The 16,086-nt window shown below is 71.8% G+C and carries 13 protein-coding genes and 1 tRNA gene; 8 read left to right on the top strand and 6 right to left on the bottom strand.

Translation table 11 applies throughout. The annotated features are described in order from the left end of the window. Positions 1-129: 129 nt before the first annotated feature. On the top strand, positions 130-1,527 hold the full coding sequence (locus tag ACIBPC_RS21490) for an MFS transporter (RefSeq protein WP_398846766.1): 1,398 nt from the start codon (positions 130-132) through the stop codon (positions 1,525-1,527). Further along, on the top strand, positions 1,524-1,865 hold the full coding sequence (locus tag ACIBPC_RS21485) for a nuclear transport factor 2 family protein (protein WP_362968281.1): 342 nt from the start codon (positions 1,524-1,526) through the stop codon (positions 1,863-1,865). The genes ACIBPC_RS21490 and ACIBPC_RS21485 overlap by 4 nt, the downstream gene beginning before the upstream one ends. Here ACIBPC_RS21485 and ACIBPC_RS21480 read toward each other — a convergent pair. Beyond that, entirely contained in the window at positions 1,855-2,958 is a 1,104-nt protein-coding gene (locus ACIBPC_RS21480; protein WP_398846763.1) for a helix-turn-helix domain-containing protein, read from the bottom strand. The genes ACIBPC_RS21485 and ACIBPC_RS21480 overlap by 11 nt on opposite strands. A 189-nt stretch (positions 2,959-3,147) precedes the next feature. Between ACIBPC_RS21480 and ACIBPC_RS21475 the strand changes: the two genes are divergently transcribed. The 4 genes from ACIBPC_RS21475 to ACIBPC_RS21460 are packed head-to-tail and all read left to right on the top strand — an operon-like array spanning position 3,148 to position 6,540. Continuing rightward, positions 3,148-4,071 (top strand): ABC transporter ATP-binding protein, encoded by a 924-nt coding sequence (locus ACIBPC_RS21475; RefSeq protein ID WP_398846762.1) that lies wholly within the window; start codon positions 3,148-3,150, stop codon positions 4,069-4,071. Continuing rightward, complete coding sequence (locus tag ACIBPC_RS21470; RefSeq protein WP_398846760.1) at positions 4,068-4,787, top strand: ABC transporter permease; 720 nt, start codon at positions 4,068-4,070, stop codon at positions 4,785-4,787. The genes ACIBPC_RS21475 and ACIBPC_RS21470 overlap by 4 nt, the downstream gene beginning before the upstream one ends. Beyond that, positions 4,784-5,875: a sensor histidine kinase gene (locus ACIBPC_RS21465; protein ID WP_398846758.1), complete on the top strand. Its 1,092-nt coding sequence runs from the start codon at positions 4,784-4,786 to the stop codon at positions 5,873-5,875. Before ACIBPC_RS21470 ends, ACIBPC_RS21465 begins: the two co-directional genes overlap by 4 nt. Then, the gene (locus ACIBPC_RS21460) at positions 5,872-6,540 is read left to right on the top strand and encodes a response regulator (RefSeq protein WP_398846756.1); all 669 of its coding nucleotides are present in this window, start codon (positions 5,872-5,874) and stop codon (positions 6,538-6,540) included. The genes ACIBPC_RS21465 and ACIBPC_RS21460 overlap by 4 nt, the downstream gene beginning before the upstream one ends. Before the next feature lie 19 nt (positions 6,541-6,559). Here the strand turns inward: ACIBPC_RS21460 and ACIBPC_RS21455 are convergent, their stop codons facing one another. Genes ACIBPC_RS21455 through ACIBPC_RS21445 form a run of 3 tightly spaced genes read right to left on the bottom strand, consistent with a single transcriptional unit; the run spans position 6,560 to position 7,628 of the window. Next, positions 6,560-6,766: a DUF4287 domain-containing protein gene (locus ACIBPC_RS21455; protein WP_398846754.1), complete on the bottom strand. Its 207-nt coding sequence runs from the start codon at positions 6,764-6,766 to the stop codon at positions 6,560-6,562. Further along, the gene (locus ACIBPC_RS21450; RefSeq protein ID WP_398846753.1) at positions 6,763-7,479 is read right to left on the bottom strand and encodes a DUF998 domain-containing protein; all 717 of its coding nucleotides are present in this window, start codon (positions 7,477-7,479) and stop codon (positions 6,763-6,765) included. Before ACIBPC_RS21450 ends, ACIBPC_RS21455 begins: the two co-directional genes overlap by 4 nt. Next, positions 7,476-7,628: a hypothetical protein gene (locus ACIBPC_RS21445; RefSeq protein WP_398846751.1), complete on the bottom strand. Its 153-nt coding sequence runs from the start codon at positions 7,626-7,628 to the stop codon at positions 7,476-7,478. The genes ACIBPC_RS21450 and ACIBPC_RS21445 overlap by 4 nt, the downstream gene beginning before the upstream one ends. A 113-nt stretch (positions 7,629-7,741) precedes the next feature. On the opposite strand from ACIBPC_RS21445, the gene ACIBPC_RS21440 reads away from it, so the two are divergent. After that, on the top strand, positions 7,742-8,389 hold the full coding sequence (locus ACIBPC_RS21440) for a winged helix-turn-helix transcriptional regulator (protein ID WP_398846749.1): 648 nt from the start codon (positions 7,742-7,744) through the stop codon (positions 8,387-8,389). 43 nt (positions 8,390-8,432) lie between these two features. Here ACIBPC_RS21440 and ACIBPC_RS21435 read toward each other — a convergent pair whose 3' ends face one another. Continuing rightward, the gene (locus ACIBPC_RS21435) at positions 8,433-10,712 is read right to left on the bottom strand and encodes a glycoside hydrolase family 44 protein (RefSeq protein ID WP_398846747.1); all 2,280 of its coding nucleotides are present in this window, start codon (positions 10,710-10,712) and stop codon (positions 8,433-8,435) included. A gap of 406 nt (positions 10,713-11,118) precedes the next feature. Next, positions 11,119-11,197 (bottom strand) — tRNA-OTHER (locus ACIBPC_RS21430). 334 nt (positions 11,198-11,531) lie between these two features. Here ACIBPC_RS21430 and ACIBPC_RS21425 point away from each other — a divergent pair. Then, a complete protein-coding gene (locus tag ACIBPC_RS21425) occupies positions 11,532-15,764 on the top strand; it encodes a LamG-like jellyroll fold domain-containing protein (RefSeq protein ID WP_398846745.1) in 4,233 nt (1,410 codons plus the stop codon). The last annotated feature ends 322 nt before the right edge of the window (positions 15,765-16,086 follow it).

The raw sequence follows: 16,086 nt of genomic DNA, 5'->3' as shown, positions 1-16,086 counted from the left end.
CCACCCGGGCCCGCGCGCTTGACACCCCGGAGACGTGGACTACTGTACGCCGTATCGTTTACTGAACGGCGTGCATTAATTCAGTGCCGTGCAATCCACGCCGTGGAACCAACGCTGAAGGTGTTCTTGATGGAATCGCACCGGCTACGCCTCGGGCTGCTCGCGCTCACGCAGCTCGTCGTGGCCCTGGACTACAACATCGTCTACGTCGCACTCCCCGACATCGGCCACGACCTGGGCTTCAGCCCGTCGTCCGTCCAGTGGGTGGTCAGCGCCTACGCCGTCGGCCTCGGCGGCCTGCTCCTCTTCGGCGGGCGCGCCGTCGACCGCCTCGGGGCGCGCCGCATGTTCATGGCGGGCCTGGCGCTCTACGGCGTCGCCTCCCTCGCGGGCGGCCTGGCGCCCGGCGCGGGCACCCTGGTCGCCGCCCGCGCGGTGCAGGGCGTCGGCGGCGCCCTGCTGACCCCCGCGACGCTGACCCTCGTCTACCGGGGCTTCCCGGAGGGCCCGGAACGCAACCGCGCCCTCGGCGCCTGGGGCATGGCGGGCAGCGCGGGCCTGGCCGCGGGCTCCCTCCTGGGCGGCGTCCTCACCAACTACCTCGGCTGGGAGTGGGTCTTCTTCGTCAACGTGCCCCTGGCCCTCGCCTGCGCCCTCGCCGCCCCCCGCCTGCTGCCCCCCGACCCGGCGCGCGCCCCCGGCGGGTTCGACGCCCCGGGCGCCGTCCTGGCCACCGCGGGCTCGGTCCTGCTGGTGTTCGGCCTGGCCAGCGGCACGGACGCAGGCTGGTGGACACCGCGCGGCGCCGGAGCGCTCGCCGCCGGGCTCGTCCTCCTCGTCCTCCTCCTGTTCGTGGAGGCGCGCACCCGCGAACCGCTCATCCCCCTGCGCCTCGCACGCGGCCGCGGCCTCGCCACCACCATGGTCGTCATCGCGATCTTCCAGGCCACACTCGGCGGCGGCTACTACGTCCTCACGTCCTACCTCCAGCTCGTCCTCGGCTACAGCTCACTGGAGGCCGGGCTGACGTTCCTCCCGCTGACCGTCCTGTGCATGCTCGCCGCCCTGAAGCTCACCCCCGCCCTCCTCGGCCGCTGGGGCATCCGCACCACCCTCGTCACCTCGACGCTCGGCACGGGCGCGGGCATCGCCGTCCTCGTCGCGGGCACCACACCCGGCGGCGGCTTCTGGACCCTGATGCCCGGCAGCGTCGTGTGGGGCGTGTGCGGCGGCGTCGCGTTCGTCACGCTGTTCGCCGCCGCGGGCGCGGGCGTCGCCCCGCGGGAGCAGGGCGTCGCGTCCGGCCTGGCCAGCACCACCAAGGAGATCGGCGGCGCACTCGGCCTCGCCCTCGTCGTCGCCCTCGCCACCGGCGCGTCCGACCTGCTCGACGGCCTCCACACCGCCGGCTGGACCGCCGCGGCCCTCACCGTCGCGGGCGGCCTGGCGGCCCTCGCCCTCAAGCCCGACCGCCCCGCACCCCGGCGTCCCGCCGCCCCGAAGACCCTCGAAGGAGCAGGCAAGTGAGCAGCACCGACGACCTCGTCCACTGGTACCTGGAGATCTGGAACGAGCGCGACGCCACCGCCCGCCGCGCGCTCATGGAGACCGTCCTGACCGACGACTCGTTCTACTCCGACCCCGACCACGCGGCCCTGCGCGGGCACGCCGAACTGTCGGACGCCATCGGCCGGGCGCAGCCGCAGTTCGGCGACCTCCGCTTCACCCTCGGCACCCTGATCGGCGCCCACCACGACCGCGCGCTGTTCACCTGGCGGCTCGGCCCCGCCGCGACCGGCTACGACGTCGTGGAGTTCGCCGGGAACCGCATCCGCTCCGTCACGGGGTTCTTCGTCACCGGCTGACGGGCTCGCCGGTCTCCGAGTCGAACCACTCCGTGCCGCCGATCATGTAGTTCATCTCCCGCTGGTCGCCGACGGCGCTGGTGCGGAACGGCTCCCCGTCGTCGTCGATCCGCAGGGTCCCCGACCGGTCGCCGCTCGACCACTCGAGTTCGAGGTACCACTCGACGGACCGCTCCTCGGCGTGCGCGGTGGCGTAGAGCACCAGCGGCTCGCTCTCGTCCACCCACAGGGGCGGGCCCTGCTGCCCGTCCACCGCCGTCGGCCGCGGCGAGGCGGCGTCCAGGTCGATGTCGAACGCGCTGGTCCGCACGGGGCCGCCGCCGCAGGCGGAGTAGCCGCCGTAGAGCTCCCAGGGCAGCGGTTCGCCGGTCGCGGTGACCCGTACGCGCAGGTCGCGCAGGACGACGGTCTCCGCGCCGGTGCCCTGGACGGCCAGCTCGACGAGCTGCTCGCCCGCCGGGACGGCCTCCAGGGCGCGCACCCACCCGGCGGCGTCCGTCTCGGTCGGCGGCGGCGGCACCTGGGCGGGCGGCAGGTCCACGAGGTAGCGGCCCTCGCACTGGTCGAAGGCGTACGGCCGGGTCGTCACGGCGAGCGGCGCGTCCTCGGCCTCCTGCCCGCCGTCCAGGATGGCGGCCAGGTCGCCTTCCCCGCTCCCGTCGTCCCCGCCGTCCGTCAGCAGGCCCACGAGCAGGGCGATCGCCACGACGGCGGCGACGACCCCCGCCCCGGCCAGGGCCACCCGCAGCCCCTGCGGGCGCACCTCCGGCACGGGAGCGGCGTGCGTCTCCACCGGAACGGCCGGGCGCGGCGGCGGCCCCTTGCGTTCCCGCTCACGCTGCCGCGCCGTGTCGGCGGCGATCCACCGCCGGTGCAGCTCGGCCTGCTCCTCGGGCGTCGCCCGGCACAGCCGCGCGAGCCGCTCCACCGTCCCGAACTCCGGCGGCAGCGCCTCCCCGCGGCAGTAGCGGTGCAGCGTGGACGCGCTCATGTGCAGCCGCTTCGCCAGCACGCCGTAGCTCAGCCCCGAGCGGTCCTTCAACTCCATGAGCAGCGCCGCGAGTTCCGCCGTCTCCACACCCGACACCGCCACAACCCCGTTCTCACACACCATCCCGGCAACGCGCAGGCCCCACCCTAGGCCGAACCCCTCACCCCGCCGAACCGGCCTCCACCCACCACCGGTTGCCCCCCGCCCGGCGATCGTCTGCCCCCCTGGTCGGAGAACGAGTCCCGCCCGTGGTCGGATGACCGGGAGACCGTGACGCCCAAGGCTGTGGCCATGACTTCCGCACACACCCCCGCCGGTGGCCCGGCGGCCCTCCGCATCGAGGGACTGACCAAGCGCTACGGCCGCCGAACGGCGGTGGACGACCTGTCGTTCACCGTCAGGACCGGCCGGGTGACCGGTTTCTTCGGCCCGAACGGCGCGGGCAAGACCACCGCCCTCAAAGCCCTCGTCGGACTGGCGCGCCCGACAGCGGGCCGCGCGTTCGTCCACGGCACGCCGGTCACGGAGCTGCGGCCCGACGCCCGCCGCCTCGGCGTGGCCATCGAGCCGTGCGGCGCCCACCCGGGCAGGACCGGCCGCGCGCACCTGCGCTCCCTCGCCGCGCTCGCGGGCCTGCCCCGCCGCCGGGTCGGCGAGGTCCTCGAACTCGTCGGCCTGGCCGAGGCGGCGGGCCGCAGGGTCGGGAAGTACTCGATGGGCATGCGGCAACGGCTCGCGCTCGCCGCCGCGCTGCTCGGCGACCCCGAGATCCTGGTGCTGGACGAACCGGTGAACGGCCTGGACCCCCAGGGCATCCGCCACCTCCGCACCCTGCTGAGGGAACGCGCCGCGAACGGCGGCACCGTTCTGCTGTCCAGCCACATGCTGGGCGAGGCAGCCCAGACCGTGGACGACGTGGTCGTGATCGACCGCGGACGGCTGGTCCACGAGGGACCCATCCGCGACCTCGAACGGCCGGGCGGCGCCGCCGTCCTCGTTCGCACCGCCGGGACCGCGCGCCTCGCGCGCCTCGTCGCCGCAGCGGGCGGCCGCACCCGGCCCGACGACGGAGGCGGCCTGCTGGTCGAGGGGCTCGACGCCGCCGAGGTCGCGCGGCTGGCCCACCGCGACGGGCTCCTGCTGGAGGAGGTCGTCCCGCGGACCGTGTCGCTGGAGGACGTGTTCCTCGGTCTCACGGGAGGTGCGGACCGGTGAGCCCTCTGCTGCGCGGCGAACTGATCAAGACGACGACCACCAGGACGTTCCCCGGATTCGCGCTGGGCTGCGTCGCGTTCGCGATCCTCAACGTCCTGGTGGTCGCGGTCGGCTCGGGCGGCCTGGACGAGGTGGCGGAGAAGGAGGAGGCCCTCGCGGCGCTGCCGGTCCTCCTCCTGCTCTGGGGCCTGGTCGGCGCCGCCGGGGAGTACCGGCACCGGACGGCCGCGCCCGCCGCGCTCGTGGCCCGCCGTGGCCGCGGGGCCGTGCTGTCGGCGAGAATCGCCGCCTACGCGCTGACCGGACTCCTGCTCGGGACGCTGACGACCCTCGTGTCGGTCGGGCTCGCCCTGCCGCTGCTGAGCGGCCATCCAGGTCCCGGCCTCACCGTGGCGGACGTCCGCGCCGTCGCGGCGGGCAACCTCGTCGCGTTCGTCCTGTCCGCGATCCTGGGCGCCGCGCTCGGTGCCCTGATCCGGAGCCCGGTCCTGGGGGTGGTCGTCCTGCTGATCGTGAACTTCGCCGTGGTCCCGCTGCTGTCCGGCGTCTCGGAGGCGATGGTCAACCTCACGCCGTTCGGCGCGGCCGGGATCCTGAGCCGGATGACCCACCACACGACCCTGACGGTCGCCGAGGCCGGCTGGGTGCTGGCCGCGTGGACGGCCGCGGTCGTGCTCGTCGCGGTCGCCGCCGAGCGACGGCGCGACCTGGCGTGAACCGCCTGCCGCGCCGCCCGGCGCTCCTCGACGCCGCGCTGGCCGCGGTCACGACCGTGGTGGAGACCGGCCTCCTCTTCGACGACGGCACGCGCGTCGGCGTGCTCCCGGTCGCGGTGACGGTGCTGGTCGGCGCCGCCCTGCTCGCCCGCCGCCGCGCACCCCTGGCCGTGCTCGCCGCGGCCTGCGCGGGCGCCGCCGTCCTCGCCCCGCTCGGCTGGTCGCCGGGCGGGGCGCCCGTCGTGGTCGCCCTCGCCTCGCTCGCCGACCAGCGCGACCGTAAGGTCTCCGCCGCGGCGCTCGTCCCGACCGCGCTGTTCTTGCACCTGGCGAGCATCACCTCGCCGCCCGTCACCATCGCCGCCTGGGGCCTCGGCTCGTACCTCCAGACCCGGCGGCGCTACACCTGGGCCCTGGAGGAACGCGCGGCCACCCTGGAGCGCGAACGCGACCAGCTCGACCAGCTCGCGGCCCAGCGGGAACGCGCCTCCATCGCCCGCGAACTCCACGACATCGTCGCCCACTCGGTCACCGTCACGTTGATCGGCGTACGCGGCGCCCGCGACATCCTGCCCACCGACCCCCGCGTCGCGGCTGAGACACTGGAACGGGTCGAGACCACCGCCGAGCAGAGCCTGGCCGAACTGCGCCGCATCCTCGGCCTGCTGCGCACACGGGACAACGACGCGCAGTGGCGGCCGCAGCCCTCGCTCGCCCAGCTCGCCGGACTCGTCGCCGGACACGCGGCGTCGGGGATGCCCGTACACCTGGAGACCACCGGCGAGCCCCGCCCACTCGCCGACGGCCTCGAACTGTCGGCCTACCGCATCGTCGAGGAGGCGCTGACCAACGTGCTCAAGCACACCGACCCCACCCGCGTCACCGTGACCCTCGGCTACGGCCCGGCGCGGCTGGACGTCACGGTCGAGGACGACGGCGGCTCCCGTACGCGTGCCCCATCCCCCGGCGGCCACGGCATCCCCGGCATGCGGGAACGCGCGGCGGTCGCGGGCGGCAGCCTGGACGCCCGCCCCACCGCCCGCGGATTCCTGGTGACCGCCCGCCTCCCCACCGGGGACGCGGCATGACCGTCCGCCTCCTGATCGCCGACGACCAGGAGCTGATCCGCACCGGCTTCCGCCTCTTCCTCGGGACCCAGGAGGACATGGAGGTCGTCGGCGAGGCGGCCGACGGCCACGAGGCACTCACCCAGGCCGCCGCGCTGCGCCCCGACGTGGTCCTGATGGACATCCGCATGCCGCGCATGGACGGCGTCGAGGCCACCGCCCGGCTGACCGCCGCCGGACCGCCCTCGCCCCGCGTGCTGATCCTCACGACCTACGACCTGGACGAGTACGTCTTCGGCGCGCTCCGGGCGGGCGCGTCGGGCTTCCTCCTCAAGGACGCCCCACGCGCCCGCCTGCTGGAGGCGATCCGCGTCGTGCACGGCGGCGAGGCCCTGCTGTCGCCGTCGATCACGCGCAGGCTCATCGAGGACTACGCCGGCCGCGCCGCGCCGCTCCGCCCCCGGCCCGAGCCCCCGGCGGGCCTCACTCCCAGGGAGCGGGAGATCCTCCTCCTGGTGGCCAGGGGCATGTCGAACCCGGAGATCGCGGCGCACCTCGTCGTGACCGAGGCGACGGTGAAGAGCCACATCGGCAGCGTCTTCGCCAAACTCCACCTGCGCGACCGCGCCCAGGCCGTGGTCTTCGCCTACGAGAACGGCCTCGTCGTCCCCGGCTCCTCGCCCTGAGCCCGGTAACGGCCCGGTCTCACCGGCCGTCGGCCAGCGTGTGCGCGACGAGCGCGTTGGCGTGGCCGTGGCCGAGGCCGTGCTCGGACTTGAGCCAGGCGACGAGTTCCATGTGCCTGGTCAGCGGCGAGGCGCGGATGAGGTCCTGCCACTCCGCTATCGGGCGGCCGTACTTCTTCTCGACCGCCGGGAAGTAGCTGGCGGGGCCTTTCGGCGGCGTGGTCATACGAGGCTCTCCTGTCGCTCGGTGCGGGTGCGGGTGCGGTTCCGGCGGCTGTCAGCGTACGGCCGCCGCCGCGGATCGGGCCAGGTCAGACGGGCCGTCAGCACGCTGAGCCCGAGCAGGCCGAGTCCCGCCCCTGCGGTGAACGCCGCGACGGTGGCGGCCGAGGCGGCGACACCGGCGAGGACCCCGGCCGGCAGGAGGCGCGCGGCGAACGCCCAGCCGCGCCGCCGCCGGGCGGCGAAGTGCCGCGCGAGGACGAGGAACGCGGCGCACAGCGCGAGATACCCGACCGTGCCCGCCAGCATGTGGACGGTGCCATGCGCGCTCAGCGACGCGACCCGTTCCTCGGGGGCACCGGCGGGGAACCCGGCCCCCGGATCGGCGCGGAACACCCCGGCGACCACGAACGAGATCCCGAACGCCCCGATCAGCCGGGGCCCCCACGTACCGCCTGGCCCACCGCCCAGCGCCCGGCGCACCGCGACCGCGCCGCCGACGACCAGCGGGCCGGTGAGGAGGAAGACGGCGACCTGCACCCACCCGAGGGCGCCGAGGCCGAGCTGGCTGAGGGCGTTGCGGCCGAAGTCGAACCCGTCCCGTGCCAGACCCTGGACCAGCCCCGCCACCAGGAAGAACGGGCCCGCCCCGACACCGGCTGCCGCCAGACCCCGCGGCACCGGCCGGACCGGTGGTCCGAGCGTCCCGGACGTCATGAGCGGGCCTTGAGGGCGCGGCGGGACGCGGCGACGACGGGGGCGGTCCCGAGGCAGGGGCCGTCCGCGCCGGACACGCGCGTCACCGCCTCCACGACACCGTCCGTCGAGACGAACGGGCCCGCCCCGATCCTGCGTACTGCGGTCATGCGGTCACTCCTCGTGAGAACGGCCCGCGGACCGCGGGCACAGTCGAACGAGAAGTGAGCTTGTACTTTGCAAGCGAGCTTTGTCAATCGCATCACGGGTTAGGATCCGCACCATGGCGACCCGCGAGTACGGACAGTTCTGCGGCCTGGCCCGCGCGATGGAGATGGTGGGGGAGCGGTGGGCGATGCTGGTCGTCCGCGACCTCCTCAACGGGCCCCGGCGCTACACGGACCTGCGCAGAGGGCTGCCCGCCATCCCCACCAACATCCTTTCGAGCCGCCTCAAGCAGCTCGAAGAGGCGGGCCTGGCCACCCGCCGCGCCCTGCCGCACCCCGAACGCGCGGTCGTCTACGAACTCACCGACTACGGGCGGGACCTCGAACCGGCGCTCGTCGCCCTGGGCCGCTGGGGCGCCAGGACGATGACCGAGCCGCGCCCCGGCGAGGCGATCACGGCCGAGGCGGTGGCCATGTCGTTCCGCACCGCCTTCCGCCCGGAGGCGGCCCGGGGCGCCACCACCGGATTCGAGGTCCGGATGGGCGACTTCACCCTCCGCCTCCAGATCACCGACGGCGCGCTGACCGTCGGCCTCGGCGAGCACCCCGCCCCCGACCTGGTCCTCGAACGCCTCTCGGGCCACCCCGTCCGCGAGCTGATGAGCGGCACCAGGACCCCCGCCGACGTGCTGGCCGAAGGCACCCTCCGCACCCAGGGCGACCCCGCCCTCCTCGACCGCTTCACCGAGCTGTTCCGCTTCTGAACGCCTCCGGTACCCGGCCAGGGACCGGGTACCGGAGGGGCGGTCAGGCGGCGCAGGTGCCGCCGTTGAGGGTGAAGGCGGTCGGGGGCGGGTTCTGGGCGCCGCGGCTGCCGTTGAACCCGATGGTGACCGAGGCGCCTGGCGCGAGGCGCCGGTTCCAGTCCAGGGCGGTCGCGGTGACGTGCGTGCCCTGTTGGGACCAGTTCGCCGACCAGCCCTGGGTGACGCGCTGCCCGGCGGGGAAGTCCCAGCCCAGTTCCCAGCCGTCCAGCGGCGCCGTCCCGGTGTGGGTGATCCGCACCTCGCCGGTGAAGCCGCTCGACCAGTCGCTGGCCACCCGGTACGCCACCCGGCAGGCGGCCGGCGCCGTCCCGCCGGTTGTCCGGACGGCCAGTGGCGGCGAGGGTGGGGAGACGTTGCCCGCGGCGTCCCGCGCGGTGACGACGAAGGTGTACGCGGTGTCCGGTTCGAGCCCGGTGACGGTGTGGCTCGTCGCGGTGCCCCCGCCGACGCGGGTCAGGGTCCCGTCCGCGGCCACCCGGTGCACGTCGTACCCGGTGACTCCCCGGTTGTCGGAGGCCGCGGGCCAGCTCAGCTCGGCGCTGTCCGCGCCGACCGTGCCGCTGACGGGCGTGCCGGGGGCGGTGGGCGCCTCGGTGTCGGGCTCCTCGCCGCCCTGGGGCAGGACGAGGTGGGTGATGGAGTCCGCGGGGAAGGTGGCGGTGAAGCCGCTGCCGGTCACGGGCTGGTCGGCCTCGCGGACGATGCCCGTCAGGTCGGCCGGGCTGTAGCGGTAGACCTCGGCCGTGCCCGCCGCGGCGCCGGTCAGCGACACCGGGCTGGTGAGGTCCTCGCCGCTCTTGTTGACCACCATGAGGGTCAGCGCGCCGTCCGCCTCGCGGCGTGCCGCGTAGACGGCGAGCCGCTCCTGGTCGGCGCTGGTGGCCGCGAGCGAGGTGTCGCCGAACGCGCCGCCCCTGCCGTCGTAGTCGCGGTACATCCGGAACGCGTGCGCGACCGGCGCGTCGGCCGCCGGGGCCGTCCACAGCGCGGCCATGTCCAGGCCCTCGCGCCCGAAGATGCCGAGCACGTCGGCCTGCGCCAGGGCGCCGTTGATGTGCCCGTGGGCGCCCCAGTTGTACTCGGTGATGGCCAGCTTGGTGCCCGGGTAGTGCGCGTCCACCAGGTCCCGCATCCGCGGGATGAACCGCACCGGCTGGCCGATCCAGCTCTCGTCCACGTACGTCGGGTCCCACAGCTGGCGGGTGGACCGCAGCCGCAGCTCCTGGGTCTCCGCGCTGCCGGGCTCCTGGTTGAAGACCCCTGACTGCTGCGGGTAGATGTGGATGTCGAAGTAGTCCAGGACGCGGGTGCCGTGCTCCTCCTCGTAGCGGCGCATCTCGTCCAGGTACCACGGGCCCAGGTCCTGGCCGCCGTGCGCCGCCTTGTCCGGCGGGTTGCTCCAGCAGTTGGTCTCCGAGCAGACGTCCTGGTCGAGGCCGGAGTAGAAGATCGAGTTCAGGCCCCAGCCGACCGGGCCGAGGGTCTGGGCGTCGGGGTCGGCCGCCTTGACCGCCGCCCCGTACGCGTAGGTGCGGTCGCGCAGTTCGTCGTAGCCCAGGCCCTCCGGGCGCACGTCGCGGTGCGTGTGGTGCCACAGGTCGGGCTCGTTGTCGAGGTTGTAGAACTCCACGCCGCCCTCGGCCGCGCTGCCGTAGCGGCTCTGAAGGTGCTCGATCCAGTCGGTGACGTACTCCGGGCCGACGGCCACGGAGGTGTCCGCCGGATCGGTGCCGGTGATCTCCTCGCCCTCGGGCGTCAGCCCGTTGCCGCAGTCCGGCGCCCAGACGTCGGTGCTCTGCTGCGGGCCGTACTTCTCGACGCTGAAGCCGCAGGCCCGCGCCCGCTCCTTGGCGACCCAGCCGAGCATCGGCAGGGTGAGGACGGTCTCGGTGCCGGTCTCCAGGTTCTGCTCGACGAACCGGTCGGTCTCCGACCCGTCGGGCAGGTTCTCGGGGGCCGGGTTGTCGTTGGGGATGTTCTCGAAGTACCAGTCCGAGGCGCGGTTCGTGGTGTCGTTGCGGAAGTTGTACCGGGTGGTGGCGTTGCCGCCCCAGCGGTGCACGGGCAGCCGCAGATCCTCGGCGAGTTCGGGACTCGCGAAGTTCATCCCGTAGACGTGGGGGCTGATCGCATGCCTGACGTCGGTGGCGTCGACACTGAGCGCCGGACCGGCATCGGCGGCTCCGGCGGCGACGGGCGGCGCCATGGTGGCGACCACTCCGGCCACCACCAGGGGGACCGCAAGGGTTCTCAGACGCACGGGTGTCCTTCCTCCTGCAATGGGGGACTTGCACGTGCGGGAGCGCTCCCATGCTCCGGAAACGCTCTCGTTATAGACGCCACCGCCCCACCTGTCTACGGATCGCACACACACCCCGCCGCTCCACGAAGGGCATCGATGGCCGGAACGAGATCGCCGACTGACGGATCAGGGCGCTGTACGGCGAGCACGAGGCCGACGCGTGAGGAGCGCGTGAGCGCCCTCTGGCGGGTGTCCGCGTAGCGGGAGAGGTCCTGACCTGGGACATACGCGATGAGCGTTGCCGCGTATGTGCCGCGACCGGCTACAAGGAACTGCCTGTGGCGGGATCCGGCCGCGCACATACGAAAACGCCCCGGATCAGCACTCATGCTGGTCACAGGGCGTTCAGGCACTTCATCCAAAGTGCCCCCGGCAGGATTCGAACCTGCGCACACGGCTCCGGAGGCCGTCACCGTCCCAGAATTTCACACAATTCACAGGAGTAGTTGACGTCCCATCGGCCTGCCCGTCCCACGAATAGCCCGCAAGACCTGTCGTGGCGTCGCGGAGGCGTGTCGGCTGAGGTCGAGGTGGAGAAACGGCTGGCCAGGCTAGCTGGACCTATGGGGGTAGTCCTGACGCTTAGCGTTCGCCCTGTTGTCAAACGTGACATTCGCCACGTGATGCATATGCCCGTGCTCGTAGCGTCGCTGTTGATGTGTCCCGATTGATTCACCTGTTCGTAGTGAAGCCATCACCCTAAGGTCGCCTTCGAGCTTTGGATGTGAACAAGATGTGCGTGGGGTGGGGATTTTGAAACTGGCGTATTGCCGAACTATGCCTGCCTTCGGTGGCTTTGCGGTCGCCGGGGCGCTGCTGGTCGGCCTGTTGCCGATGGCCACCGTCGTGACGGCGGTTCCTGCTGCGGCGGAGGAGGCGAATTTGTCCGGGCCGCATGGGTCCCCGCCGATTCCCGAGCAGACGAGTACCGCAGAGGCGATTGCCCTGGATGAGGCGCGTGCCAGTGGGGCGAGCGTTGAGGTCGAGTCTTTGCGTGGGGAGTCCACGGAGGTGTTCGCGACTCCGGAGGGGGAGCTGGAGGCGTTCGAGTATCTGCGGCCGGTGTGGGCGAGGGTGGACGGTGAGTGGGAGGAGGTCGACACCACTTTGGAGTTCACCGAGGACGGTGGTGTCGCTCCGCGTGCCGCTACTGCGGAGCTGGCGTTCTCGGGTGGCGGTGACGGGCCGTTGGTGGAGCTTGAGCGCAGCGGTCGGGAGCTTGCGCTTGTCTGGCCTGAGGAGCTGCCGACGCCTGAGCTGAACGGTGACACCGCTGTCTACCGTGATGTGCTTCCGGGGGTGGATCTGCGGCTGGCCGCGCAGCCGGACGGTTTCAGCCAGTTGATCGTGGTGAACGATGCGCAGGCTGCGGCGAATCCTTTGCTGGGTGAGCTGCGGCTGGGGCTGGCCTCGACCGGTGTGGTGCCCGAGGTGGCGCCGGACGGGGGTATCCAGGCGCTGGACGCGAACGCGGACACGCCTGTGTTCGAGGCGCCGGTTCCGCTGATGTGGGACTCCAGCTCGGGGGGCGGGGAGGAGGCCGCCGCTTTCGCGGCCGTGGACGACGAGGACGCCGCGGTGGGGCCGCCCGGCGCAGGCGAGTCGAGCAATCTCGCGCATGTCGGCGCGTCGATCAATACCGAGCGCGACGCTCTCACGCTGACTCCTGACGAGGATGTCCTGCTGGGCGAGGACACCGTCTATCCGGTGTACATCGATCCGCAGTGGCACAGTCCGCGCACGACATCGTGGACCATGGTCTCCCGGTACTGGGCCAACTCCCCGCAGTGGAAGTTCAACGGCGAGTCCAACGCCGGCATGGGCTACTGCGGCTGGGCCGCCTGCATGCCGCGCGACCTGAAGCGGCTGATGTACCAGCTTCCGGTCGCCCACTTCAACGGCGCGCGGATCACCAAGGCCGAGTTCTCCGTCCGCAACGTCCACTCCGCCTCCTGCGCCCCGCAGGAAGTGGAACTATGGCGCACCGCCGCCATCAGCTCCCGCACGACCTGGAACAGCCAGAACACCAGCTCGTTCTGGAAGGAGCAGGTCGCCTCCGATTCCTTCTCCTACGGCTACGAGGGCTGCGCGGCAGCCGACGCCGAGTTCAACGTCCGCAGCCTCGTCCAGGAAGCAGCCGACAACGGACTCTCCTCCCTCACCTTCGGACTCCGAGCCGCGGACGAGACAGAACCTCTGTCCTGGAAACGCTTCTCCGACCGCGCGCACCTACGCGTCGCCTACAACCGCACCCCGCACCAGATCAAACCCTCCCAACTGATCATGCAGTACGGCGGCGCCTGTGAGACGGGATCCGACACGCCGGCTGTGACGCGGTTGGGGACCATCAGCGCCATGGGGGTGACGGATCCCGATGGCGGGAGGGTGTCCGTCGAGTTCGCCGCACGTTGGGACGCGGGTGATGGCCGGGGCGACATCATCCGGTGGGATTCGGAGCTCACATCGCTCCGCACTTCCGGTTCCGTTTTCACACTCAATCTGCCGAATGTGCCCGAGGATGTCCTGATTCGATGGCATGCCCGGTCTTACGACGGCACGTCGTACAGTCGTTGGTCTTCCAGCGGAAGCGGCTATGCCTGTGCGTTCCGCCTTGATGGATCGGCTCCGGGAGGTCCCGACATCACCTCTTCGGCTTATCCAGCAATCGATCTCGCCGACCCACTGGACCCCTGGTACCAGGGAACCGGCCACTACGGGCAATTCAAACTGACCGCCCACGATACAGATGTCACTGGTTACAGGTATTGGCTGAACGACGAGCCGATACAGGAGGTATCGACGACCAACGGGGCCTCGAGAGCCATCAGTGTCGTGCCGCCGAGACCTGCGTGTCACGTCCTATATGTCGAGGCGGAGGACGCCGCCGAGTACTTGTCAGAGCCGACCAGCTACATCTTTTGCGTCGCGGCGGGTGCTGGTCCGCGTGCTCGGTGGCAGTCGGATGAGTCTGCTGGTGGGTCTGATTCTGTTGCGGTGGTTCCGGCGCGGTGGGCGAGTCTAACGGGTACGGCCACGTTGGGTGCCGCGGGGAGTGTGGGTACCGGGCTTCAGGTGGACGGGGCGACGGGGTTCGCGGCGACGACGGGTCCTGTGGTGGACACGAGTGGGTCGTTCTCGGTGTCGGTGTGGGCGAAACTGAACGTGAAGCCGACGAGGGCGGCGGTAGTGGCTACGCAGGCCGGGCGGCATCAGCCGGGCTTTGAACTGTATTACTCGGCGGCGCAGGACAGTTGGGCGTTCAATCAGTACCGTGTCGATGCGTCGGGGCAGACGAGTACGGCTCGGGTTTTGGCGCCGAATGTGGATGTGGTGGCGGGCCAGTGGGCTCACCTGGTGGGTTCGTATGACAAGCCGTCTGGGCAGTTGCGGTTCTATGTCAATGGTCAGCTTGCCGGCACGACTTCGTATACAGATGCATGGAACGCATACGGGCGGGTTCTGATCGGTGCTGGGGAGACCGATGGAACACCGCGGTCGTTCTTCCCGGGTGTCATCGATGAGGTGCAGGTCTTCGACTTCTCGATGCCGTCGGTGAATCCTTATGTGACGAGGCTGTTCAACAAGCAGCGGCTGCGCGACATCGGCCGGCCGGCGGTGGCGCTGTTCCCGCTGGATGAGGCGTCCGGGCGGCGTGTGACCGGTGCGGGAGAGGCGCTGGCCGCCGGCTATCACGGTGGTGTGCAGGCCGGTGTGCCTGGTGTGCACGGCCGGGCGGCCCGTTACAACGGGACGGACGCCTACGCGGCGACCACTACCGGGATGATCGACACGAGCCGGAACTTCGCCGTCTCCGCCTGGGCGCGTCTGGACAGGACTCCAGGGGCTGCCTCGGTGGTGGCGACGCAGACGGGTACGCACCAGCCGGGGTTCGAGCTGTATTACACGGCGGCCTTCGACCGCTGGGCGTTCGCACAGTACAGCGACGACACGCCGAGCGGCACTGTCGTCCGGGCCATGCAGCCGGACGGTCAGACCGCGCGGGAGGAGGAGTGGACGCACCTGGTGGGCGTCCATGACTCCTACGCCCAGACGCTGACGCTGTACGTCGACGGCGTCAAGTCCGGTTCCGTCAAGCTGGACACACCGTTCGCGGCAGGCGGCGAGATGCAGATCGGTGCCGGGCAGACCAGCGGTACGGTGCGGTCGTTCTTCCCCGGAACCATCGATGACGTCCGTGTCTTCGACCGCGTCGTGACCGACTATGAAGTCGGGCAGATTTACCACCAGGCGCCGATCGTCCGTGCCCGCTGGCAGCTCGACGGCCTGGACACCGACGACGTGGCCTCCACCCCCGACGCCACCGCGTTCGGCAACGACCTGTTCCTGTGGGGCGGCGCCGGGATGAGCCCCGGCTTCGTGGACGACGCCTCCCTGTACGTGGACGGCGGCGGTGGTTACGCCTACGCACCGGACGTGCCGATCGACACCTCCAGCAGCTTCACCGTCACCGGCTTCGCCCGCGCCGCATCCCCGCCGACGAGCACCGCGTCCGTACTGAGCGCGGTCGGCCAGCGGGAAAGCGCCTTCGCCATCCGCTTCGAACCCGACCCCCAGGAAGAGGGATTCGGCCGCTGGCAGGCATCACTCAACACCCAGGACAACGCGACCACCACGGTCACCCGCATCGCACACCAGCGGCTGTACGACGTCCGCGCCTGGCACCACCTGGCCCTCGTCTACGACAAGTTCGCCGGCCAGGCACTCCTCTACGTGGACGGAGAGCTCGAAGAGGTCACCTGCCTGGACGCCGAGGACACCACCTGCACGCCGGGCACCTCCCTCGCCGAGAACGTCTACCCCTTCCAGGCGCAGGGCAGCCTCCACGTCGGCCGCTCCCTGAGCGGCGGCGTATGGCGCGAGCCCTGGCCGGGCGCCATCGACGACGTCTGGGCCATCCAAGGCGTCCTCTCCGGAAACCAGATCCGCGACATGAGCCTCGGCCAGCCCAACGCACCCACCGAAATCCCCCCGCCCGCCGCGGAAGAGTGACCCGCCCGTAGGTCCGGTGCTGGTGGCGGGCCCATCCCGCCCGCCACCAGCACCATCCGACAGCGCCACCCAGCCATCTGTCCCTCCTGACGACCGCGGTGCGGTGAGGAGAAAAGCGTTGAACGGCACAACCACGCGTCCAAGGCCCCTGACCAGGGCCTGGCAGCGACTCGCCCTGGTCACCGCACTCCTCATGGTCGGCTCACTGCTCCAAGCCCTCACTCTGCCAGCTGCTTCCGCTGCGGCCGACGAGCAGACCTTCGAACTCGCCCCTGACCAGCCCCCGGTACCCGGCTCGGACGCTCCAGCCGGTCTACCGCGC

Source organism: Streptomyces sp. NPDC049879, assembly GCF_044461265.1.
Lineage (GTDB): Bacteria > Actinomycetota > Actinomycetes > Streptomycetales > Streptomycetaceae > Streptomyces.
The sequence above is the reverse complement of the archived record's forward strand: the minus strand, read 5'-3'. Positions and strand labels throughout refer to the sequence as shown.

Bases quoted from the DNA above. Each gene is read 5' to 3' on its own strand.
- ACIBPC_RS21460 (WP_398846756.1), top strand. From the start codon at position 5,872: ATGACCGTCCGCCTCCTGATCGCCGACGACCAGGAGCTGATCCGCACC.
- ACIBPC_RS21445 (WP_398846751.1), bottom strand. From the start codon at position 7,628: ATGACCGCAGTACGCAGGATCGGGGCGGGCCCGTTCGTCTCGACGGAC.
- ACIBPC_RS21455 (WP_398846754.1), bottom strand. From the start codon at position 6,766: ATGACCACGCCGCCGAAAGGCCCCGCCAGCTACTTCCCGGCGGTCGAG.
- ACIBPC_RS21425 (WP_398846745.1), top strand. From the start codon at position 11,532: ATGCCTGCCTTCGGTGGCTTTGCGGTCGCCGGGGCGCTGCTGGTCGGC.
- ACIBPC_RS21450 (WP_398846753.1), bottom strand. From the start codon at position 7,479: ATGACGTCCGGGACGCTCGGACCACCGGTCCGGCCGGTGCCGCGGGGT.
- ACIBPC_RS21490 (WP_398846766.1), top strand. From the start codon at position 130: ATGGAATCGCACCGGCTACGCCTCGGGCTGCTCGCGCTCACGCAGCTC.
- ACIBPC_RS21440 (WP_398846749.1), top strand. From the start codon at position 7,742: ATGGCGACCCGCGAGTACGGACAGTTCTGCGGCCTGGCCCGCGCGATG.
- ACIBPC_RS21475 (WP_398846762.1), top strand. From the start codon at position 3,148: ATGACTTCCGCACACACCCCCGCCGGTGGCCCGGCGGCCCTCCGCATC.